The sequence below is a fragment of the Buchnera aphidicola (Nipponaphis monzeni) genome (genome assembly GCF_006741185.1).
GTDB classification, from domain to species: domain Bacteria; phylum Pseudomonadota; class Gammaproteobacteria; order Enterobacterales; family Enterobacteriaceae; genus Buchnera_H; species Buchnera_H aphidicola_T.
In genome coordinates, this window is the sequence record NZ_AP019379.1 from 375,664 (window position 1) to 399,941 (window position 24,278).

Below are 24,278 nucleotides of genomic sequence, written 5' to 3' on the forward strand. Positions count from 1 at the left end.
AAAAAATTAAATATATAATTTTGTACAAAAAAAATTTTTTTAATTTAATAACAATTAAATAAGTATTATATAGATAATATTAAAAAATTATTATTAAATGCAATAACAATAAAAAAATATAAAAAGAGTTGCATTAATAATGTACTTTAAAAAAAAAATTATTGTTTAATTTTTTAATAGTATTTAATCGCTTATTTATTCTAAAAAAAATTTTTATACATACATTTTAATGAACAATATCCATTTAATGTGTTAAAACAACATGGACATTGTATAAATAAAAGGTTACATTTTTTATTTTTACAATTAATGTAAAAATCATATGATTTTTTACAATTTAAACATGTACCTAAACAATCGTTAGATATAGTTTCATACATACGTAAATCAAAAACAAAATTTTTACCTTTAAATAGAATAGATAAATTATTTTTTTTAGCTTCATTGACATATCCTATAATACCTCCTCGTATATGATATACATTTTTAAAATGGTTATACAACATCCATGCAGTTGTTTTTTCACAACGAATACCACCTGTACAATATAAAATAATATTATTTTTTTTAAATTTGTTTAAATAAGGTACTAATTTTGGTATTTGTTGCCTGAAAGTCTTTGATAAAATATTAATTGAATTTTTAAAATGTCCAATAGCATATTCATAACTATTTCTAATATCAACAAATATACTATCATTAGAATAAAACATTTTGTTTACTGTTGATGCATCTAAATATTTGCCTACAATATTAGGATTAAAGTTTATATCTACGATTCCATCATTTACAATATTTTTACGCACCTTAATTTTTAAAGTAACAAACGATTGCCTCGTATTGTCTAAAGATATATTTATTAAAACGTTTTTTAATGCGATATGTAACGTGTAAATAAAATTTTTAATTTTTAAAAAATAGTTTTTTAACACGCTTATCTGAGCATTTATACCTTCTTGAGATATATAAATTCTTCCTAAAGTTTTTGTTTTTTTAAAAAAACATAGTAATGTGTTTTTTAATATTTTAGGGTCTGCTATAAAAAAATATTTATAAAAAGACACAGTAATTCTATTATTTTTTTGTAGATACAATGAATTCATGTTTTAATAAACCTTATATATTTTAATAAAATCAGAATATATAAAAATATATGAATATTTGTTTAAAAATAAATATTTCCAATTGTTAATACTATAAATATAGTATATTTATCTATTAATTTAAAAAAATATAATTATTAATTTTTTAATATAACTTAAATTTAATATTTTTTTTATTTTTTATTTTATAAACATTTAAAATTACTCAATTAAAATTAAAAACAATAAATTAATATATAAATTTAATATTATTAATATTTTAATATATTTTTTTGTTTTAAAAGTAATTTGTTTAACGTTATTTTATAACTTATTAAACGTTTTTTTTCTAGCATAACAATATTATTAGGAGCTTTTTGTAAAAAATTTTTGTTTAATAATTTAATTGTAATTTGATTAACGGATGTTTTTATTTTATTTATTTTTTTTATTATTATTTGTAATTCTAATTTTTTATTTACATTTGTTTTTATTGAAATTAAAATTTCTATGTTGTTGATTATTCTAACAATACTATTAAAATTTACTACATTGGTATACATTACTTCAATGTTGTTAAATTTAGTTATTTGTTTTAAATAAAACTTATGATTTTGAATAATTAATTGGTTATAAGAAGAAAGTTTTACGAAAAATATACTAACACATTCCAAATTAGACGCATTAAGTTCTAATTTAAGTTTACGTAATCCAATGATAATTTTTTGTAACCATTTCATATCGTTAATAATTATATGTTGATTATCAACATAATTTATTTTATATTTAGGAAATTTTTCTAACATAATACTAATATTTTTATTTTTTTTTAAACACTGTATTTTTTTCCAAATAAATTCTGTAATAAAAGGTATTATAGGGTGCATTAATAAAAGTATTTTTTCCAATACTGTAACTAAAACAGATTTTGTTTCATTAAATATTAACTTTTTTTCTTTATTAAGTGATATTTTAGAAAATTCTAAATACCAATCACAAAAAGTATTTTTAACAAAATTAAACATTATATTCGATGCCAAATCAAACCTATAACTATCTAAAGATTTTCTATACGATTTAATTACATTATTTAATTTAATCAAAATCCATTGATTAGAAAAAGATAAATTATTAATTTCGATATTAATTAATGATGTATTATGTTTTATAGTAATAAGTACGAAGCGTCCAGCATTCCAAAGTTTGTTACAAAAATTTCTATACCCCTTTAAACGATCCATATCCCAATATATATCACGTGAAGTAGATGCTAAAGAAGTAAAAGTAAATCTTAAAGCATCTGTTCCAATTGGTTCAATTCCTTTTGGAAATTCTTTTTTTGTTTTTTTAATAATTTGTTTTTTTAATTTAATTTGCATCATATTAGTAGTTCTTTTCTCTAAAAGATTTTTTAAAGAAATTCCATCAATTACATCGATTGGATCAATTATATTTCCTTTAGATTTAGACATTTTTTGCCCTGATTCATCTTTAATCAATCCAGTAATATATACCTTTTTAAAAGGTACTATAGGTTTTCCTTTTTTATCTTTTATAAAATGCATACTAAGCATAATTATTCTAGCAATCCAAAAAAAAATTATGTCAAATCCACTTACTAAAACATTAGTAGGATAAAATTTTTTAAAAAATTTTTTTTGGTTAGGCCACCCTAAAGAAGTACAAATCCATAATGCAGAAGAAAACCATGTATCTAACACATCAGGTTCTTGAACTAAAGTAACATTTTTTAATATACTAAATTTTTTTCGTATGTCTAATTCATTTTTTCCTACATATATTGTATTTTTTGAATCAAACCAAACGGGAATTCTATGTCCCCACCATAATTGTCTAGAAATACACCAATCTTTAATATTACTCATCCAAGAGAAATACATATTTCTATATTGTTTTGGGATAATTTTTATAGTATTGTAATGTACTGCGGCTGTAGCTGTATTAGCTAATTTTTTTACTTTTAAAAACCACTGATTAGTTAATCTAGGTTCAATAACTTCATTTGTTCTATCTCCATAAGGTATTATTGAAGTGTGTTTAAATGTGTATTTAATTAAATGTAAATCATTTAATAAACTAATAACAATCTTCCTAGCAACAAACCTATCTAAATTATGTAAATTACTAGGAATAACGATTCGTTCTGAAGTAATTTCGTTACTTTGGTAATCAAATATTTTAGGATTTGCACAAATTTTACCATCTTCTGTAAAAATATTAATCATTGACAATTTATGTTTAAGTCCAATCTCGTAATCAGTAAAATTATGAGCAGGAGTAACTTTTACACAACCTGTACCTTTTTTCATATCTATATCGTTATCAGTTATTATATCAATAACTCTATTAATCAATGGCACAAGCACTTTTTTACCAATAAGTTTTGCATACCTAGAATCTTTAGGGTTTACAGCAACCGCAACATCAGCAAATATTGTTTCTGGTCTAGTAGTCGCTACGATAATATGTTGTTTGTTATCATTAGCAAAAGGATATTTAATATACCATATATTTCCTTTTTTAGAACGGTGTTCAATTTCTAAATCAGAAATAACAGTTTTAAGTTTGGAATCCCAATTAACTAAAGTCTTTTTTCTATAAATTAAATTTTCTTTATACAAACAAATAAATGCTTTTTGTACAGCTTTTGTAATATTAGGATCTAAAGTAAATAATTCACGATCCCAATCTACAGAGCTTCCTAATCTTCTTATTTGATTAGTTATTTTATTATTTATTTCATTTTTCCAATCCCATATTTTTTGTACAAAGTCTTTTCTAGAATAATAATCTCTAGTTTTATTTTCTTCTAACATTATTTTGCGTTCTACAATCATTTGAGTTGCTATTCCAGCATGATCTGTACCTACTTGCCATAATGTATTTTTCCCTTGCATTCTATTATATCTAATTAAAATATCCATAATAGTTTGTTGAAATGCATGCCCCATATGTAAATTGCCAGTAATATTTGGAGGTGGCATAACTATACAAAAATATTTTTTATTTAAATTATCTTGAAACTTAAACAATCCATATTTTTCCCATTTATTATATAAAACAGTTTCAATATTTTTTGGATCATAAATTTTTTTCATTTATATTTTTTAATGTCATTATTATATGTAATGATATTACCTTTGTTTAAAAAAAAACATAATTTATTGTAAATACAAAAATTTCCAATAATAAATAAGTTAAATAATAAATAGTTTTATTATAAATAATTTTTTGAAATTATTATTTATTAATACAGTATATACTGTAATAATGTTTTATATAAATTTATTATATTATAATTTAAAATTGAAAATGTTTAAATACACATTTATTTATATTATAACTATTAAATTTGAAATTTTCAAAGTACTAAATATTAGTATTAGTTAATCCTCTACGCATTAAAAATTGCATTAATAGCAATATTGGACGACCAGTTGAACTCATTTTTTTACCAGATGTCCAAGCGGTACCTGCAATGTCTAAATGAGCCCATCTGTATTTTTTAGCAAATTTTGATAAAAAGCAAGCAGCAGTGATTGCTCCAGCCGAATTGCCTCCAATGTTACTTATATCAGCTATATTAGATTTTATTTTTTTAAAATATTCAGTAAACATTGGTAAATTCCATACTTTATCGTTAGTAATTTCTGAAGCTTCTAATAATTCTTGAATCAATAATTGATCATTTGATAATAAACCACTAGCTATGTTACCTAAAGCAATTACACATGCCCCTGTTAATGTGGCAATATCTATAACTAATTCTGGAGAAAATTTTTCTACAAAAGTTAAAACATCACATAAAATCAATCTTCCTTCAGCATCTGTATCTAAAATTTCTACAGTTTTTCCTGACATAGTTTTAATTATATCTCCTGGTCTAAAAGAAGAATCTCCTAACATATTTTCTCCAGTGGCTAGAACACCTATTACTCTTAAAGGTAATTGTAATTCGGCTAATATTAACATAATACCGTATACTACAGAAGCTCCACTCATATCATATTTCATTTCATGTAAACCAGACGAAGGTTTAATTGATATACCACCTGAATCAAATGTTACACCTTTTCCTATTAAAATAATTGGTTTACTATTAATTGGATTTTTACCTTTATAATTTATATTAATCATTAAAGGTTTATTAGAAGAACCTTGTCCTACAGCAGCATATGCAAACATTCCTAATTTTATTATTTTTTCATAATTAATAACTTCATGACTAATCCATTTACTATATTGCTTTGATAAATTGATTACTTGATTGGCTAAATAAGATGGAGTACAAACATTAGGTGGTGTGTTGGCCAAATTTTTAGCTGCTTTTATTCCTAACGATATAGCTAAGGCATGTTTAATAGCCATTACACCAATTTTTGAATCAATTTCAGTTGAAACATTTATTATTAATTCCTTGAATAACTCTGGTCTATTTTTTTTATAACTTTTAAATTCATCAAAAAAATAATTAACACTAGTAATATGTTCAATTATTATTCTAATTTTCCAATAAATGTCTTGTTCATATACAAATAATTCTGTTAAACAAATAAGAACGATTTTAGCAGTAATTTTTTTTAATACAATAATAAAACTTTGTAATATTTTTTTATAATCATACGTACTTAAATATAACCGTTTACCACAACCTATTAATAATACTCTACGACATGAAACATAAGGTACATTATATAATAATAAACTTTCTCCTATATTTCCGTTAAAATCTTTATAATTTAAAATTTTGCTCAAATACCCTTTACTAACTATATCTAATTCTTTAGCTGATTCAGAAAAATCGTTTGTTTCAAATATTGCTAAAATAATACAATCACTTTTTTCAATTTTTAAATTACAATTTTTTGCTAAAAAATTCATTTTGTACACCTTTTTAAAGTTAAATATCTTAATATTTATAAAAAGCATATATATTTTACATATTTATATATAAAAAAATATGATGTATAAGATTTTATAAATGAAATCAAAATAAAAAATAGACAATTTATTTATTAATAAATATTATTAATTAAATAAATTTAAATTATTGTTGTTGAAAATAATTATAGAATCTTAATTCTAATATTAATTAAATATATATTTATAAAATATATATTTTAAGAAATAAAAAATGACATTTTATTATATTTTATACAAATTGGATAATTTAACATATATTTCATATTACATAAAATGTATGTTACGTAACCATATTTTTATACTTTATTAACAATTTAATATTAAGTTGTCCAAAAAAATATTATTTATTTAATTAATTAATTAATATTTGAACTATTAGTGATAATAAAACACAGTATTTTTCTATGAACATAAATTGCACTTTTTAAAAAAATTTAGAAATTATGAATTATACATGTAAATTATACTTATTTAACATACGTAAAATAAATAATATTTTAGATTTTTTTAATATGTTTATACTATAAATAAATCTTACATATTGTAACTTTAATGTAATGACATACAAATATATGTATTATTAAATATTTTTAAAAGTATTTTAAAAAGCCTTTTTAAAAAATTACTATTACTATTACTATTACTATTACTATTACTATTACTATTACTATTACTATTACTTGCGTATAATATGTTTTTTATAACAATCAATAATTAAATTTACATAAAAATTAATAAATTCAAAATTTATATATTAACACTGATAGTATTAGAAAATAAATTATATTATTAAATTTAAATTTAATAATGATAGAGTTTTATATTTATATAAAATATAAAAACCTTAATGATCATTAAATAAATAATGTATTTACTAATATTAAAACACTTAATATACTTAAATAATAAAATAATTATTTATTTTAAGTTAATATATTGTTGAATTTTTCATAAATAATAAAAAATAATTAGTAACAACTAATACGTGAAAATAATAATAAAAATTATTATTTTTAAACAATAATAAAAAATATTTAACTAATTTAAATTTAAAGAATAATTTATATGAATACATTATACAAACGTAACTTTTTAAGATTATTAGATTATACTAATGAAGAAATTACTTATTTAATTAATTTAGCTTTAACGTTAAAAAATAAAAAAAAACAAAAACAAGAAAAACAATGCCTATTAAAAAAAAATATTATACTTATTTTTGAACAAGAGTCGACTCGTACCCGGTTTGCTTTTGAAACAGCTGCTTTTGATCAAGGAGCACATGTAACATATATAGGACCAGGTACTATACATATGGGATATAAAGAATCAATTCAAGATACCTCTAAAATTTTAAGTCAATACTACAATGCAATACAATACAGAGGAAAATCGCACCAAACGATAGAATTACTTTCTAAAAATTCTACTATACCTATATGGAATGGATTAACAAATAAATTCCATCCTACTCAACTATTAGCTGATTTATTAACTATTCAAGAAAACAGTTTTAAAAATAAACCATTATCTGAAATTAGTTGGGCTTATATAGGAGATACTCGTAATAATATAGGATATTCTATCTTAGAAGCAACAGTATTAATGGGTCTAGACCTTAGGCTAATAGCTCCTAAAAAATATTGGCCTGATAAAGACTTTTTAAATAAATGTATATTACAAGGGAAGAAATCTAATGCTAAAATTTTGTGTACAGAAGATATTGAAACAGGTGTTAATAATGTTGATTATATATATACTGATGTTTGGATATCTATGGGAGATTCTAAAAATATATGGTATGACAAGATTTGTGACTTAAAAAAATATCAAGTAAATTCTAAAGTATTATCTTTAACTAAAAATATAAATACTCAAATATTACATTGCTTGCCTGCATTGCATAATTCGCAAACAATAATTGGAAATTATTTATCAAATAAATATGATCTAAATGATGGTGTTGAAATTACTAATGAGATGTTTAAGTCAAAAAATAGTATTGTTTTTAAACAAGCGGAAAATAGATTACATACGATAAAAGCTTTAATGGTAGCTACTTTATGTAAAAATCCATATTGTATACTGCTTTAATAATATTAATTAATAAGAAATATTGATAAACATAGTATAAATATAAATTAATTAATATTTAAATTATTAATAAATGAATATAAATTACTAATAAAATTTTCTTTAAAATATAGATGATTTTTTTAATAAACTTATTGAAGTTAAATATCAATATAAACATTTTACTTAAAAAATGTTAATATTCTAAACATTTTTATTAGTAACGTTATTGGTCAACAAAAATATTTTTAGAAAATTTTTATTTGCTTTTAAGAAAATTCCTAAAATTTATAACATATATAATTATACTGACAATTGATAATTATTAAAATTTGTTTAACTATAAATAGTTTCTGTTATTAATATTATTTAAAATAATACTAATAATTATTAATAATATGTATACTATAAAAAACTTTATAAAAAATAAAAAAATAATGATAACTATATTACATACTAAACAAGCACCAAATCCAATTGGACCTTATAATCAAGGGTTAAAAAAAAACGATTTTGTTATAACATCTGGACAAATTCCAATTGATACTGTTTCTGGAGAAATACCTATTAGTATTATAGAACAAACTAAATTAGCATTAGAGCATATTAAATCAATTGTAGAATCATCTGGTTTAAAAATTAACAATATTATTAAAATGACATTATATGTTATTAATATATCTGATATTGAAAAAATAAATTATGTCTACAAAAAATTTTTTTTACAGCATAAATCAATATTTCCTGCAAGATCCTGTGTAGAGGTATCTAGATTACCTAAAGATGTAAAAATAGAAATCGATGCTATAGCCATAAAATAATTATTAGTGTATAAAATGTTATTGAATAATATGATATTTTTATTGTTATAAAATTAGTATTATGAATATGCCACCAAGTGGCATAAATACTAATTATATTATTTTCATTATTTTGGACATGTAAATATTACTTATAATCTTTTTTTAAAAAAACTAGAATTACTAGATTTCTCAAAACGATTACATCTTTTATTTGAAATAAAACGTTCTTTTCTATTTAAATTATTTAACAATTTTATTCGAATTAACTTATTTAAAATACGTGTATTTTTGAAATTACATAGTAAATCTTTAGATAATCCTTTGGATAATTCGATTGTAGCATAAGCAGGAAACAACTTTACGTTACCAATTTTACTACTATCAATATTTCCTTCATTAGCTACCGCTCCTACAATATGACGTACTTCTACACCATCATTGCGGCCTACCTCAATTCTATATAAATCTACATTATTATTAATAAATTTTCTATTAAAATTATTAAACTTATTATTTTTATTATATAAATATTTTTTGTTTTCTTTCATTTTAATTGTATGATATGTTGATTTACGTATTAGTTCTGGAGGAATAATTAATGGTCTATCTCCTTGAGCCATTTTTAATAATACAGCAGCTAAATTTTCTATTTTCAAATGATTAGAAAAAGGATATAATTTTGGTAATAAGTTACGGTATTTTTCTAAATCTTTGCTTTGTAATTCTTTTTGTATTACTTCTGAAATTTTTTTTAAACGACGCTCAACTAATAAATCGTTTTTTGGTAAATTAACTTCAGATATATTAAATTTTACAATACGTTCTATATTACGTAATAAACGACGCTCTCTATGCTCTACGAAAAGTAATGCTTTCCCTTTCCTACCTGCTCTTCCTGTCCGACCGATTCTATGAATATATGATTCAGCGTCCATAGGAATATCATAGTTAATAACTAAACTAATACGGTCTACATCTAACCCTCTAGCAGCAACGTCAGTGGCAATTAAAATATCTAAACGACCATCTTTTAATTTTTCTAATGTTTGTTCCCTAACTGATTGATTCATATCTCCATTTAATGCTGCGCTATTATAACCACTTTTTTCTAAAGATTCCGAAATTTCTAAAGTAGCATTTTTAGTTCTAACAAAAATAATTGTAGCTGAAAAATCTTCTACTTCTAAAAATCGTACTAAAGCATCAGTTTTTCTTCTATTTACTATCCAAAAACTTTGTTTAATATCAGGGCAATTAGTAACATTTGATTGAATCTTTATTTCTTTTGGAGTTTTCATAAATCTACGAGAAATTCTACGTATTAATTCAGGCATTGTTGCAGAAAATAAAGCAGTTTGATGATTTTTTGGAATTTGATTCATAATATTTTCAACATCTTCTAAAAAACCCATACGTAACATTTCATCTGCTTCATCTAAAACGATGCAACTTAATTTTGACAAAATTAATGTTTTTCTTTTCAAGTGATCTAATAAACGTCCTGGAGTACCAACTACTATTTGAGGACCTTTAGTTAAACCTTTTAATTGTACATCATAACGTTGCCCTCCATATAAAGCTAATACTATAACTCCTTTCATATATTTTGAAAAGTCAGTAAATGCTTCAGCTACTTGTACAGCCAATTCTCTAGTTGGAGTTAATACTAATATTTGAGGAGCTTTTAAATTCAATTGAATATTATGTAATAACGGTAATGAAAAAGCAGCCGTTTTCCCACTACCAGTTTGAGCCATTCCTAATACATCTCTACCTTTTAATAAATAAGGGATGCAAATTTCTTGAATAGGAGAAGGTTTTGTATATCCCATATTATTCAAAGCTTTTACAAGTAAAGAATTTAAACCTAAATGAGCAAATGTATCATTAATATTAGCCATGTAATATATCTTGCCTCTTATTGTTCAGAGACCAGTCTACATAACTACTTATAATAGTATTTTTTATTTTCATTAAAAAATGTGAACCGGTCCAAATTGTTTTTACAAATTAAGAATTATTTTTATTTTACCGATAAAAAATTAATTTGTATTTAATTATTCTAATTAATTAGATAAAATAGATAATTAACACTGATATCAAATAGTTAATTTCAATCATTTTAATAATAATTAGAAATTTTATCTAATTACATTTAAAAAATTTTATTATTAAAGATAATATTAGTATACTAATAAAATTATGTTTAATAAATCATTATTTAAACAAAACACAAAAAAAATGTATTTATTTAATATGTTTTTACATATAAAAATATATTAAATAAATTAAGTACAACTACTTGTAGAAATATGTATGTATATATTTTATATGTTATAAACAATAATAAATTAAATAATTGTTTAGAATGGATTTTTTATATTTGGTACAAATTACAATGAAATATTACGCATCTCAGCAAAATTAAAATATTATATTTTTAACAATATTTAAAATATACTGAGATAGATATTATGTTAATAATACGAAATAAATTTAAAAAAATTAAATTTGTAAGTATTTAAAATAAATGTGTTTATTAAGTCGCTGCTTTAATACTTAATCTTAACCTACCTTGGCGGTCAATTTCTAAAACTTTAACAAATACAATTTGATCTAACTTAAGATAATCACTTACTTTGTTTATATGTTTGTTAGAAATTTGAGAAATATGTACTAATCCTTCTTTTCCAATACCTATTGAAATAAAAGCACCAAAATCAACGATACGAGTAACCTTTCCAGAATAAACATTTCCAACTTCAACGTCAGCAGTTATAGATTCAATTCTACGTATTGCATGTTTTGCTTTTTCTTCTATCGACGCTGAAATTTTAATTGTTCCATCATCTTCAATTTCAATTATCGTACCAGTTTCTTCTGTTAGCATTCTTATAACTGAACCTCCTTTACCTATAACATCTTTAATTTTCTCTGGATTAATTTTTATCGTATGAATTCTAGGGGCAAATTCAGAAATTTCTTTACGTGGAACATGCAACGTTTTTCCCATACAATCTAAAATATGTATTCTAGCTTCTTTAGCTTGATTCAAAGATGATAAAATAATATTATTTGTAACACCTTCTATTTTCATATCCATCTGTAAAGCTGTGATTCCTTTATAAGTTCCAGCTACTTTGAAATCCATATCACCTAAATGATCTTCTTCTCCTGAAATATCTGAAAGAATTACATATTTATCACTATTTTTTATTAATCCCATTGCAACTCCAGCAACAGAAGATTCAATAGGAACACCAGCATCCATTAATGCTAATGAAGCTCCGCACACTGAAGCCATAGAAGAAGAACCATCTGATTCTGTTATTTCAGAAACTATTCTAATAGTATACGGAAAGTTATCTATATGTGGCATTACTGACAAAAGACTACGTTTAGCTAATCTTCCATGTCCTATTTCTCGTCTTTTTGGAGAACCAATTATTCCTATTTCTCCAACAGAATACGGAGGAAAATTATAATGAAATAAAAAATTATCAGTTTTATCACCTAATAATTCATCTAAATTTTGAGCATCTCGAGATGTTCCTAAAGTAATAGAAACTAGTGCTTGAGTATTTCCTCTAGTAAATAAAGAAGATCCATGAGCTTTAGGTAAAATACCTACTCGTATATCTAATGGTCTAACAACATCGTTTTTCCGTTTATCAATTCTCAATCCTCCATCTAAAATACGATTACGAATTATTTCTTTTTCTAAGATATAAAACATATTTTCAAAATTAATAGTACTTAAATCATAATTTTCGCAAGATAATACTTGTATAATTTCATTTTTAATAATATTTATTTTTTTTAATCTTTCTTTTTTATTTAAAATATTATATGATTCTAAAAATTGGTTTGTACCTAATTGAATAACTTTTTCCAATAAATCTTGATTCGTAGGCATCAGCGAATATTCTACAAAAGTATTTTTAGACTTACTAACAAATTTTTTTATATTATCAATCAATAGTTGTTGTTGTTCATGTCCAAATAATATACCATTAAGTATTTTATTTTCTTCTAATATATTCGATTCAGATTCAACCATAATAATAGCATTTTCAGTACCTGAAATTACCATATCTAAACTACTAGATTTTAATTCATCTACTGTAGGATTTAAAATATATTGATCATTTAATAAACCTACTCTAGCAACACCTATTGGGCCATTAAAAGGAATTCCTGATAAACATAAAACAGTAGAAACTCCAATAATGGATACAACATCTGGATTAATTTGAGGATTTACAGAAAGAACAGTTATAATAATTTGAATTTCGTTTAAAAAATTAGTTGGAAATAACGGTCTTATAGGTCGATCGATTAACCTAGAAATTAAAACTTCATTTTCATTTGGCCGACCTTCTCTACGAAAAAATCCTCCAGGTATTTTCCCTGCAGCATAAGCTCTTTCTTGATAATTTATTGTTAAAGGGAAAAAATTATTTTCTAAATTTTCTTTATTTTGAGTAACCATAGTAACTAATACTGTAGTATCTTCTACGTTAACAATAACAGCAGCTGTTGCTTGACGAGCAATTATTCCAGTTTCTAAAATAACTGTATGTTTTCCATATTTAAAATTATGTACAATTGGATTTAACAAAATAATATCCTTAACATTTATGTATTAATACAATGATTATATAAAAAGTTAAATAATTAATAATTATATATTAATAATTGTTATTATAAATAAGTACCATATTTCTAATATATTTATCATTAATAAATAAAATACTTTTTTGTTGGTATAAAAAAATAATTTTAAAATATTTTTTTTATTAAAAAGGGCTAAATAGCCCTTTTATAACAGTTAATTCTTTTTTTATATAAATAAAAACGTATATAAACGTTAAAATAATAAACTTAAAAAAAATTATCGACGTAAAGATAATTTTTTTAATAATGAATTGTAACGCGAAAAACATTTTTTTTTTAAATAACTCAACAATTTTTTTCTTTGAGAAACCATTTTTAATAATCCACGACGGCCTCCATAATCTTTTTTATTTTTTAAAAAATGACTTTGTAATTTATTAATTTGGTAACTAATTAATGCTACTTGAGTTTCTGTACTACCACTATTTTTATTTGATCCAAAATTTGAAAGTACTCCTTCTTTTTCTAATTTTGTTAAAGACATATACTACTCCTGATATTTAAAGATATACATTACATTACTTATTTTAAAATTATTATCGATAATTATTAAATGAAATATATATATTAATATATATATCATTATTAATTTTAATAAATAGTGATTAAACGACGTGGCACTAAATAATTTTTATTATCTATAAATCCTATCCCCACAAATTGTTTTAATAATCCATATGTAATTCTTACTATTTTATTTTTATAATATATACTATGAGACAATAATACTTTTTGACCTTTTTTAAATAAAACGAATTGTAAATATGTAATATTAATACTAGGAAACATTAATAATGGTGTGTCAATAGATAGTAGTAATTCGTTAATACTTTGATACTTGCAACAACTATTATATTTAAATATTTCCTTATTGATAGCATATAACTGTTTTAAAGTAAAAGATTGAGAAATTAAATAATTTCCTATAGATAACCTTCTTAAATTAACTACATGCCCTCCACATTGTAATTCAGTTCCTATATCGTGAACTAAACTACGAATATAAGTTCCTTTAGAACATGTAACAAGTAATTTTAAGAAATTCTTATATTGGTTAATATATAGTATATTTTGTATAAAAATTTTTCTTTTTTTTATAGGAATGTCTTTAATTCCTAAACGAGCGTATTTATATAATGATCGTCCATTGTATTTAATTGCTGAATATATAGGAGGAATTTGATAAGTTTCTCCTACAAATTTTTTTAAAACTTGTATAGTTTTAATATATGTACAACGTACTGAACATTTTTTTGTTATTATTCCTTCAGAATCAAAAGTAGAAGTAGTTTCTCCAAGTTTTATTGTTACTATATAACTTTTATTTAAATTTACTAAATATTTTATAAATTTAGTAGCTTCACCAAAACAAACAAGTAATAAACCAGTAGCAATTGGATCTAAAGAACCAGAATGCCCAACTTTTTTAGCATTAAAAAGTGTTTTTAATTGTTGTATCGCTTTATTAGAAGATTGATATTTAGGTTTATCTAATAATAATAATCCATTAATATTTTTTTTTTTGATGATAATAACATATTATGTAACCATTTAAATTATTTATACATTTACCTTTGTAACATTTAAACCTTCAATTACCTTAAATATTCTAGTAGCATTAGTAAAAAATTCATCATAATAAAAAGTAATGATAGGAACTTTTCTTAGTATCATACGTTTACTTAGTAAGTTTCTAATATATTTAGCAGCACCTTGTAAAATATTAATTATATTTTTAATATTTTTTTTATTGTTTTCTAAGAAATTTACAAATATTTTAGCTTTGCTAAAATCACGAGATAACTCTATATTTGAAATTGTAATAATAAAATTAATACGAGGATCATGAATTGATTTTTGTAAAATTAAAGATATTTCTCTTTTTATTTCTTTTGATACTTTTAATATACGATTAAAATTTTTAATCATAATGTTACCTGATACAATTTATGTATAATTATTTGTAATTTTTATACTGCATTATTGTTAATTTTTTTGTTTAATATTTGTTATTTTAAAAACTTCTATTTTGTCACCTATATGTATATCATTATAATTTTTAACTCCAATACCACATTCCATACCATGTCTTAATTCATCAACATCATCTTTAAAACGACGTAATGATTCTAATTCTCCTTTATATACTACTATATCTTTTCTTAAAACATGAATAGGATGATTACGTTTAATAATTCCTTCTAAAACCATGCAACCAGCGATAACTTTAAATTTAGGAGATTTAAATATATTTCTAACTTCTGCTAGCCCAATAATTTCTTGTTGGTTTTTAGGTATTAATAATCCATCTATTGCCAATTTAATGTCATCTAATAAATTATAAATTATTGAATAATATCTTAAATCAACATTTTCAGATTCAATAACTTTTTTAGCAGAATAATCAGCTCTGACATTAAATCCTAAGATAATAGCATTAGATGCTGCCGCTAAAGAAGCATCAGTTTCTGTAATACTACCTACACCAACATTAATAATATTAATTTTAACTTGTGGTGTAGATATTTTATATAAAGACTCAGAAATAGCTTCTAAAGAACCTTGCATATCGACTTTCAAAATTAATTTTAATTGAGTATCATCACTTTTATTAATGTTATCAAACAAATTTTCTAAATTTAATCTTTTTTTTCTAGATAGTTTAATTTCTCTAAATTTCGACTGCCTGTACAATGCTACTTCTCGAGCTTTTTTTTCATTTTTAACAACAGTAAAATAATCTCCAGCTATAGGAATACCTGATAGTCCTATGATTTCTACCGGTATTGAAGGACTAGCTGTAAAAATTGTGTTACCATCTTCGTCTCTCATATTGCGAATTTTACCATACTCAATACCACATACTACTATGTCTCCTTGATTCAATATACCTTCTTTCACTAAAACTGTAGCTATAGGACCTTTTCCTTTGTTTAAATAAGATTCAATAACAATTCCTTTAGCCATCCCATTTGCTTTAACTTTTAATTCTAATATTTCAGATTGTAATAAAATTGCATCTAATAAATTTTTAATACCTATATTTTTTTTTGCAGAAACATTAACAAATATATTTTCTCCACCCCATTCTTCTGAAAGAAGATCATATTTAGATAATTCGTTTTTAATTTGATTTAAATTACCTTCTTCTAATTTATCAATTTTATTAATTGCTACTATAATAGGTACATTAGCTGCCTTAGAATGTTGAATAGCTTCTATAGTTTGAGGTTTCACCCCATCGTCTATAGCAACTACTAATATAATAATATCTGTAATTTTAGCTCCTCTTAAACGCATAGAAGTAAAAGCTGCATGACCTGGAGTATCTAAAAATGTAATAACATTATCTTTAATTTTAACATGATATGCTCCTATATGTTGAGTAATTCCCCCACATTCTTTAGAAGCTATTTTAGTTGAACGAATACAATCTAGTAGAGATGTTTTACCATGATTCACATGCCCCATAATTGTAACTACTGGAGGTCTAATTTTTAAAATATTGTTACTGCTAGTATTTCTATCATGTATTATTGATTCTTCTAATTGATTTTCTTTACGAACAATTACCTTATGACCTGTTGTTATAGCTATTAATTTAACTGTTGACTTATCTAACACTTGATCAATAGAAGCTGTAATACCTAAGCTAATCATTTTTTTTATTAATATAGGTACTTTGATAGCCATTTTATTAGCCAACTCAGTAACTGTAATAGTGTTGCTAATTATGACGTCTCTATTAATAATTTGGTTAGGTTTTTGAAATGACTGTTGTAATAAACTATTTTTAAAATTATTTTTAAAATTATCATTATTATTTCTATTACTAAATTTCAATGTTTTTTTTTCAAATTTATTTTCTAATTGTTCATTTTTATTTATTTCGTATGTATTGTTTAATTTTTTATTTTGATATTTTTGATTTAACTTTAAATTATTTTTATAATTGTTAGGCTTATTAAATAAAAAATAAGAACTTTTACGATGAGATGATCTATTAGCATTTAATAATTTTTGAGAATTTTTTAAAGGAAGTGACAATCCTTTATTAATTAAAGATTTATTTTTTTTATTAATGATGCTAATAACATTTTTTTCTTTTAATTTCTCTGAAATGTAATTTTTATTTTTAGATACAATATGGTTTTTAAAATTATTTGTTATTTTTGAGGTACTATTAATATTTTTATCATTTAATTTTTTATTTACAATATTACTATGATTATTTAATTGATAATTTTTGTTACATATTAGTTCTTTATTTTTAATGTTATTATTTTTGTAACAAATTTCTTTCCTATTAATATTAAATTTATTATAATTTTTTATTTTTTTAAATTCTACTTGTACTTTTTTATATTTTCTTTCTGTATGTATTTTTTTTTCAGTTTGTTTATACAAAACTAAAGTATGGTTAAATTTTATATTATGTTTGTTTAAATATTTAAATAACTGTTTTCGTTCTTCTATTGTTACAAAACTGTTCAAATTTTTTGATATTCCAATATTTAAAAAATATTGAATTAAATCTAATTCTATAATATTGATATCTTTTGCTAATGTTCTTAAATATACATTATACATAAAAAATCTCCTATTTATTAGGTTTTCATGCGAAACCAACAAACATTTCTAGCTTCCATAATTAATTTTCCTGCTTGATCGGATGATAACTCTTTAATACAAATTAAATCATCGATACTTTGATCAGCTAAATTTTCTAAAGTCAATATATTTTTTTCAACGAGTTTATTGGCTATATTTTTATCTATACCATTCAAAGTGAATATTGAAGTTAAATTTGATTGTTGTGTTAAATTATTTTTTTGTAAATCTTTAATTAAAGATAATTGTTTTTGTGATTCTTCTTTAATAATTTTAGCTATTTCTTGATTTATTCCTGGAATTTGTAATAGTTCTTTAATTGAAATTAATGCTAATTGCTCAAATGAGCATAGTCCTGATTTCACTAATATTTTAGCTGTAAGTTCATTAATTTTTAAATTTTTTTTAAGTTTTTTAATTACTTCTAAAACTTCTTTTTGATTTTTTAATTTTAAGTCTTCAGTGGTCATAACGTTTAATTCCCATCCACTAAGTAATGAAGCTAAACGTATATTTTGTCCATTTCTACCAATAGCTTGTGCTAAATTTGAAGATTCAACAGCAATATCCATACTATGTTTATCTTCATCCACCATAATAGAAGCGACATCTGCTGGAGCCATAGCATTTATAACAAACTGTGCAGGATTTTCATCCCATAATACAATATCTATTTTTTCTCCGCAAAGTTCGCTAGATACAGCTTGAACTCTAGCTCCCCTCATTCCTACACAAGCACCTACTGGATCAATACGATTATCATTTGTTTTTACAGCTATTTTTGCTCTTGACCCAGCATCTCTAGCAACTGATTTAATTTTTATTAGTTTTTCTCCAATTTCTGGAACTTCTATTTTAAATAATTCAATTAACATTTTAGGTTTAGAGCGACTTAAAAATAATTGAGTACCTTTTGATTCTGATTTAATATTATATAATAACCCTTTAACTCGATCACCTAACCTAAAATTTTCTCTAGGTAATAGATCATCTTTTATTATTAATGCATCAGCATTATTTCCTAAATCTAAAAGAATACTATCTCTATTAATTTTTTTCACAACCCCTGTAACAATTTCATTAATATAATTACGAAATTGATCTACTAACATTGCTCTTTCAGCTTCTCTTACTTTTTGTATTATTACTTGTTTCGCTGTTTGGGTTGTTATACGATCAAAAATTACAGATTCTATTTTATCTTCGATAAAATCTTTTAGTTGAATTGATTCATTGTCAAATTTAGCAGCTTCTAAAGTGATTTCTTTGATAGGATTAGTCACTTTAGTAACAACACTCCAACGACGAAAAGTATTAAATTCTCCATTTTTTCGATTAATACTTACCCTCACATCAATTTCTTGTCCATGTTTTTTTTTTGTAGCAGCAGCTAAAGCTATTTCTAACGCTTCAAAAATTTTTTCTCTAGGTAAAGACTTTTCATTAGAAACAGCTTCTACAACAGCTAAAATTTCTTTGTTCATATAAATATACCTTAAACTTTTTTAAATACATTATTGCTATACAAAATTAACAAATTGTTTTTTTAAATTAAATAAAATAAAAAAATTATTTATAAACATTTAATATATAAATTATATTTATACAATTAAAAAAATATATTAACTTTAATTTCATATTTAATACAAGCGACGTATTATGTATTCATCAATCATTAATTAAATAATTAATACAAATTATTTACATTTGTTTGTAATAAAAAACCCCGATATAACGGGGTTAAAAAAATTTCTGACATAGTTTTTTTAATTATATATATAAAAAATTAATTAAATTTATATGTTTTATATTTGAAGTAATCTTATTCATATGTGATATGAATTATCAATGTTATTTAAACACATTATATAAATTTATTATTAATAACAATACCGAGAATGGGATTTGAACCCATAAACCTTAATAATCAAGGTACTACTTCCTCAAAGTAGCGTGTTTACCTATTTCACCATCTCGGTTAATTGATTAATTACATTAGTAATAATAATTACAACAACAATAATAATTGTAGTGATAATTATCAAAAAATTATTACTTAAGACTATCTAATAACTTAAACAATTATTTATTAACATTTTTTTTAATTAAAGAAGAAACAAAAATATTATTTTTATTTAAAACAACACTTTTGTTTCGTTCATTAATAACAATATTACATAATAATAAATTTAAAACAAAAAAGATAATTGCTAAAGTAATACTTGAAATGATAATAGTATTGTTATAAAAAATAGTACTTGTAAGTATAGAACGATCATTTTTTAAATAATCTAAAGAATTTGTTCCCATACCTTTTCCGGTTTGAAGCATAACTAATAAAATAAAAATGACGTTAATAAATATAAATAACAAAAAAATTGTTAAATGCATAAATTATCTCCAAAAATTTACATAATAAATAATACATAACTGATTTTTTTTAAAAAAATCAGTTATTTATATAGCAATTTAAATAAATACATTATTGATTTTAAATAAATGTTATTAAAATAATAATACCATATAAAATATAAAAAAATATGTATAATTTTGTATAAAAAAATTATTTTTAAAAATATTTATTTTTTATATATTTTGTACATTACAACAATTCTATATTTTGAACGAAAATTCATTATTAATGACTGATTAATAATTATTTATCAAAATAACAAAAAAATATTTTAAAAAAATGTAATAAATCTAATATAATTTTATGTTAATAATATTCAATATTTTGTTTATACAAAAAAATTTAATTTGTTATGAATTTATTATATAATTTAAAATTAATATTTTATTATTACAAGACTATTATTATAGTAATAATATATTTTACTAAAATATAGTATTATATTTTTCATAAAATAAATTTTAAATTCTAAATAATTATTACTAATGGTGCTACATGTTAGCAGCACCAAAAAAGTACTGAAATATTTTTTATAAGAACAATTTTTTTAAATCATGTAAATTATTTTAAAAACTAGAATATATTTGTATATAATTAATAACTAAAAAATGTTTATTTTTTACATGTATACAATAAAATTATTAATTTTTTTGTTATTAGTTGATTTCTTTATGATAAAAAATGTTAAGTTCATTATATTCTATATTATGTATATAAACAATCATACTACCTTGTTTATAAGGTAGTGATATGTAAAATATATGTAAATTAAACAAGATTAAATTACAAATTCAATATTTTTAATTATTTATTAAAATATGTATTTTGTACATGTTTTATAAAAAATATCATTTTAAATACATTTTATTTAAATAATTATTTTTAATAAAATTATTATGATGAAACATTAATATCATAATACCTATTTTTAATAGGTTATTGTTACATATTTTTTATATAAAATTGTTAATTTCAATTATTTTCTTTCCAATTTACAGGAACTCTTACTACTTTTCTATTCATTAAATCATCAATCTGAAATGATTCAAGGGTTTCATATTTTATTAATGCACTTTTCATTGCATGTAACACATCTAAATTGGTATTCAAAATGTTACGAGCTCTTTGATAATTTGACTCTACTAATAATTTAACTTCTTCATCAACAATTCTCGCTGTTTCATTAGATATATGCATAGCTTTAGTAACACTTCTACCTAAAAAAATTTCTTCTTCTTCTTCTGCGTATAACAATGGCCCTAATTTTTTTGAAAAACCCCACTGTGTAACCATATTACGAGCTAAATTTGTTGCTATTTTAATATCGTTGCACGCCCCTGTAGATACTTGATCAGGCCCATAAATTATTTCTTCGGCTAGTCTACCACCATACAAAGTAGATATTTGACTTTCTAATTTTTGGCGATTAATACTTAATGCATCACCTTCAGGTAAGAAAAATGTTACTCCTAATGCTCTACCTCTAGGAATAATAGTTACTTTATGTGCAGGATCATGATTTGGTACTAATCTACCAACAATAACATGACCAGATTCATGATAAGCTGTACATTCTCTCTGTAAATCAGTCATAACCATAGATTTTCGTTCAGCACCCATCATAATTTTATCTTTAGCTTTCTCGAATTCTAACATAGATACAACTTTAAAATTACATCTTGCTGAAAATAATGCAGCTTCATTAACTAAGTTTGCTAAATCAGCTCCAGAAAAACCAGGAGTACCTCTAGCTATAACCATAGAATTTACATCTTTAGATAATGGAACTTTTTGCATGTGAATCCTAAGAATTTGTTCTCTACCTCTAATATCAGGTAATCCTACTATAACTTGACGATCAAAACGTCCAGGCCTTAGTAATGCAGGATCTAAAACATCTGGTCTGTTTGTTGCAGCAATTAATATAATACCTTCATTACCTTCAAAACCGTCCATCTCTACTAACATTTGATTTAATGTTTGTTCTCTTTCATCATGCCCACCACCTAAACCTGTACCTCTTTGACGTCCTACAGCATCAATTTCATCAATAAACATAATACAGGGAGCTGATTTTCTAGAACGTTCAAACATATCTCTTACTCTAGAAGCTCCAACGCCGACAAACATTTCTACAAAATCAGATCCTGAAATTGTGAAAAAAGGAACTTTTGCTTCTCCAGCTATTGCTTTTGCTAGTAAGGTTTTACCAGTTCCTGGAGGCCCTACCATTAAAATACCTTTAGGAATTTTCCCTCCTAGTTTTTGAAAACGTTTTGGTTCTCTTAAATATTCTACCAGTTCCTTAACCTCTTCTTTAGCTTCATCACATCCTGCGACATCTGAAAAAGTAATTTTAATCTGATTTTCTGTAAGCATTTTTGCTTTACTTTTTCCAAAAGACATAGCTCCTTTACCACCACCTAATTGCATTTGCCTCATAAAAAAAATCCATACTCCGATTAATAATAACATTGGAAACCAAGAAATAAGAACAGTAGTAATTAAGCTAGGTTCTTCAGGAGTTTTTCCTATTACTTTAATATTTTTTACTAGTAAACTATCAAGTAATTTAGGATCGTTAATAGGAATATAAGTGTGATATTTAGTATTATCTTTTTTAACTACATTAATTTTACGACCATCAATATTCGCTTCGCGTACTTGGTCTTGATTTACTTCTGACAAAAAAGTAGAATAAGCAACTTTGCGATTAGTTACTTCATTAGTATTAAAACTCTGGAATACAGACATTAAAATAATTATAATAACTATCCAGAGGACCAAGTTTTTAACCATGTCACTCAAGGAATCAACCTCACATTACAATTATTTAAAAAGACAATAAGGAAAAATTTTTTTTTATCCACCCTTTTGCTACAATATATAACTCTTTAGAACGTGTTTTTGAAGAATTTGGTTTTCTAATTTTAACTTTTAAAAAAAAGTTTTTTATTATTTGTAAATACTCATTTAAATTATCTCCTTGAAATACTTTTACTATAAAATCACCTTGATATATTAATACTGATTGACAAATAAAAAAAGCTAATTGTGCTAATTTAATAGAAAGTGCAGTATCTATATAAGAATTACCACTAATATTAGGAGCCATATCAGACATTATTAAATTTATTTTTTTAGAATTTAAATATTTAATAAATGTGTTTAGAAAATGTTTATTTTGTATATCCCCTTGAACAAAATTTACTCCTGGAATAAATTTCATAGGTCTTATATCACATGCAATGACTTTATTTCTATAATTTATTTTTTTAACAGCATATTTAGACCAACTGCCTGGGGATGATCCTAAATCTAATATACACATTTTTTTTTTAATCAAATTATCGCGTTGATCTAATTCTTTTAATTTAAACCATGCCCTAGATCTTAATTTTTTTAATAAAGCTTGTTTAACATAAATGTCTTTCTGATGTTCTCTTATCCATATATGAGAACTTTTTTTTTGTGACATATACTAGTTCCAGAATATAAAATTTTTTTTATTTGTTAATACATTTATTTCTATAATATAAAGATGTAATCAATTAATTAATTGTATGATAATAAATCGTCAATATTTTGTTTAATTTACTAGTAAAATTTTAATAAAAATATATTTTAGTAATTTAATAATATCTAGTATAATTTTAGATTATTACAAATAAATTA

15 protein-coding genes, 1 tRNA gene and 1 pseudogene are annotated in these 24,278 nt (G+C 22.8%); 2 read left to right on the forward strand and 15 right to left on the reverse strand.

Features of this window, described 5'->3' with window-relative positions:
* Positions 1-200 precede the first annotated feature (200 nt).
* The 3 genes from BUCNMO_RS01480 to BUCNMO_RS01490 form a co-directional block, all read right to left on the reverse strand.
* Positions 201-1,103 (reverse strand): rhodanese-related sulfurtransferase, encoded by a 903-nt coding sequence (locus BUCNMO_RS01480; protein WP_158344958.1) that lies wholly within the window; start codon positions 1,101-1,103, stop codon positions 201-203.
* Positions 1,104-1,354: 251 nt separating this feature from the next.
* Positions 1,355-4,201 carry a valine--tRNA ligase gene (locus BUCNMO_RS01485; RefSeq protein WP_158344960.1) on the reverse strand — a complete coding sequence of 949 codons (2,847 nt, stop codon included), beginning with the start codon at positions 4,199-4,201 and terminating at the stop codon, positions 1,355-1,357.
* Between the two features lie 271 nt (positions 4,202-4,472).
* Positions 4,473-5,984: a leucyl aminopeptidase gene (locus BUCNMO_RS01490; RefSeq protein WP_158344962.1), complete on the reverse strand. Its 1,512-nt coding sequence runs from the start codon at positions 5,982-5,984 to the stop codon at positions 4,473-4,475.
* 1,107 nt (positions 5,985-7,091) lie between these two features.
* Between BUCNMO_RS01490 and argF the strand changes: the two genes are divergently transcribed.
* Both argF and BUCNMO_RS01500 read left to right on the forward strand, forming a co-directional pair.
* A complete protein-coding gene (gene argF / locus BUCNMO_RS01495) occupies positions 7,092-8,120 on the forward strand; it encodes an ornithine carbamoyltransferase (RefSeq protein ID WP_158344964.1) in 1,029 nt (342 codons plus the stop codon).
* Positions 8,121-8,536: 416 nt separating this feature from the next.
* Positions 8,537-8,920 (forward strand): Rid family detoxifying hydrolase, encoded by a 384-nt coding sequence (locus BUCNMO_RS01500; protein ID WP_158344966.1) that lies wholly within the window; start codon positions 8,537-8,539, stop codon positions 8,918-8,920.
* A 131-nt stretch (positions 8,921-9,051) separates the two neighbouring features.
* Here the strand turns inward: BUCNMO_RS01500 and BUCNMO_RS01505 are convergent, their stop codons facing one another.
* The 12 genes and pseudogenes from BUCNMO_RS01505 to BUCNMO_RS01555 all read right to left on the reverse strand — a co-directional run bounded on the left by BUCNMO_RS01505 (position 9,052) and on the right by BUCNMO_RS01555 (position 24,081).
* Positions 9,052-10,803: a DEAD/DEAH box helicase gene (locus BUCNMO_RS01505; protein ID WP_158344968.1), complete on the reverse strand. Its 1,752-nt coding sequence runs from the start codon at positions 10,801-10,803 to the stop codon at positions 9,052-9,054.
* 638 nt (positions 10,804-11,441) lie between these two features.
* Positions 11,442-13,523 (reverse strand): polyribonucleotide nucleotidyltransferase, encoded by a 2,082-nt coding sequence (gene pnp, locus BUCNMO_RS01510; protein ID WP_158344970.1) that lies wholly within the window; start codon positions 13,521-13,523, stop codon positions 11,442-11,444.
* Positions 13,524-13,796: 273 nt separating this feature from the next.
* Positions 13,797-14,063 (reverse strand): 30S ribosomal protein S15, encoded by a 267-nt coding sequence (gene rpsO / locus BUCNMO_RS01515; RefSeq protein ID WP_158344971.1) that lies wholly within the window; start codon positions 14,061-14,063, stop codon positions 13,797-13,799.
* 107 nt (positions 14,064-14,170) lie between these two features.
* A complete protein-coding gene (locus tag BUCNMO_RS02460; RefSeq protein WP_232037624.1) occupies positions 14,171-14,368 on the reverse strand; it encodes a tRNA pseudouridine(55) synthase TruB in 198 nt (65 codons plus the stop codon).
* A gap of 21 nt (positions 14,369-14,389) precedes the next feature.
* Positions 14,390-15,112: pseudogene (truB, locus tag BUCNMO_RS02485) on the reverse strand (tRNA pseudouridine(55) synthase TruB); the annotation flags it as partial.
* Positions 15,113-15,139: 27 nt separating this feature from the next.
* On the reverse strand, positions 15,140-15,508 hold the full coding sequence (gene rbfA, locus BUCNMO_RS01525; protein WP_158344975.1) for a 30S ribosome-binding factor RbfA: 369 nt from the start codon (positions 15,506-15,508) through the stop codon (positions 15,140-15,142).
* A gap of 57 nt (positions 15,509-15,565) precedes the next feature.
* A complete protein-coding gene (gene infB / locus BUCNMO_RS01530) occupies positions 15,566-18,169 on the reverse strand; it encodes a translation initiation factor IF-2 (RefSeq protein WP_158344977.1) in 2,604 nt (867 codons plus the stop codon).
* Positions 18,170-18,186: 17 nt separating this feature from the next.
* Positions 18,187-19,674 (reverse strand): transcription termination factor NusA, encoded by a 1,488-nt coding sequence (nusA, locus tag BUCNMO_RS01535; RefSeq protein ID WP_158344979.1) that lies wholly within the window; start codon positions 19,672-19,674, stop codon positions 18,187-18,189.
* A gap of 406 nt (positions 19,675-20,080) precedes the next feature.
* Positions 20,081-20,169, reverse strand: a tRNA-Leu gene (locus BUCNMO_RS01540).
* Between the two features lie 103 nt (positions 20,170-20,272).
* The gene (locus BUCNMO_RS01545) at positions 20,273-20,581 is read right to left on the reverse strand and encodes a hypothetical protein (protein ID WP_158344981.1); all 309 of its coding nucleotides are present in this window, start codon (positions 20,579-20,581) and stop codon (positions 20,273-20,275) included.
* A gap of 994 nt (positions 20,582-21,575) precedes the next feature.
* Entirely contained in the window at positions 21,576-23,402 is a 1,827-nt protein-coding gene (ftsH, locus tag BUCNMO_RS01550) for an ATP-dependent zinc metalloprotease FtsH (RefSeq protein WP_158345278.1), read from the reverse strand.
* Between the two features lie 34 nt (positions 23,403-23,436).
* Entirely contained in the window at positions 23,437-24,081 is a 645-nt protein-coding gene (locus BUCNMO_RS01555; RefSeq protein WP_158344983.1) for an RlmE family RNA methyltransferase, read from the reverse strand.
* Between the last annotated feature and the right edge of the window lie 197 nt (positions 24,082-24,278).

Coding starts and splice junctions, on each gene's coding strand:
- argF (WP_158344964.1), top strand. CDS start 7,092: ATGAATACATTATACAAACGTAACTTTTTAAGATTATTAGATTATACT.
- BUCNMO_RS01555 (WP_158344983.1), bottom strand. CDS start 24,081: ATGTCACAAAAAAAAAGTTCTCATATATGGATAAGAGAACATCAGAAA.
- infB (WP_158344977.1), bottom strand. CDS start 18,169: ATGTATAATGTATATTTAAGAACATTAGCAAAAGATATCAATATTATA.
- BUCNMO_RS01505 (WP_158344968.1), bottom strand. CDS start 10,803: ATGGCTAATATTAATGATACATTTGCTCATTTAGGTTTAAATTCTTTA.
- BUCNMO_RS01545 (WP_158344981.1), bottom strand. CDS start 20,581: ATGCATTTAACAATTTTTTTGTTATTTATATTTATTAACGTCATTTTT.
- nusA (WP_158344979.1), bottom strand. CDS start 19,674: ATGAACAAAGAAATTTTAGCTGTTGTAGAAGCTGTTTCTAATGAAAAG.
- rbfA (WP_158344975.1), bottom strand. CDS start 15,508: ATGATTAAAAATTTTAATCGTATATTAAAAGTATCAAAAGAAATAAAA.
- rpsO (WP_158344971.1), bottom strand. CDS start 14,063: ATGTCTTTAACAAAATTAGAAAAAGAAGGAGTACTTTCAAATTTTGGA.
- BUCNMO_RS01500 (WP_158344966.1), top strand. CDS start 8,537: ATGATAACTATATTACATACTAAACAAGCACCAAATCCAATTGGACCT.
- ftsH (WP_158345278.1), bottom strand. CDS start 23,402: ATGGTTAAAAACTTGGTCCTCTGGATAGTTATTATAATTATTTTAATG.
- BUCNMO_RS01480 (WP_158344958.1), bottom strand. CDS start 1,103: ATGAATTCATTGTATCTACAAAAAAATAATAGAATTACTGTGTCTTTT.
- BUCNMO_RS02460 (WP_232037624.1), bottom strand. CDS start 14,368: ATGTTTCCTAGTATTAATATTACATATTTACAATTCGTTTTATTTAAA.
- BUCNMO_RS01490 (WP_158344962.1), bottom strand. CDS start 5,984: ATGAATTTTTTAGCAAAAAATTGTAATTTAAAAATTGAAAAAAGTGAT.
- BUCNMO_RS01485 (WP_158344960.1), bottom strand. CDS start 4,201: ATGAAAAAAATTTATGATCCAAAAAATATTGAAACTGTTTTATATAAT.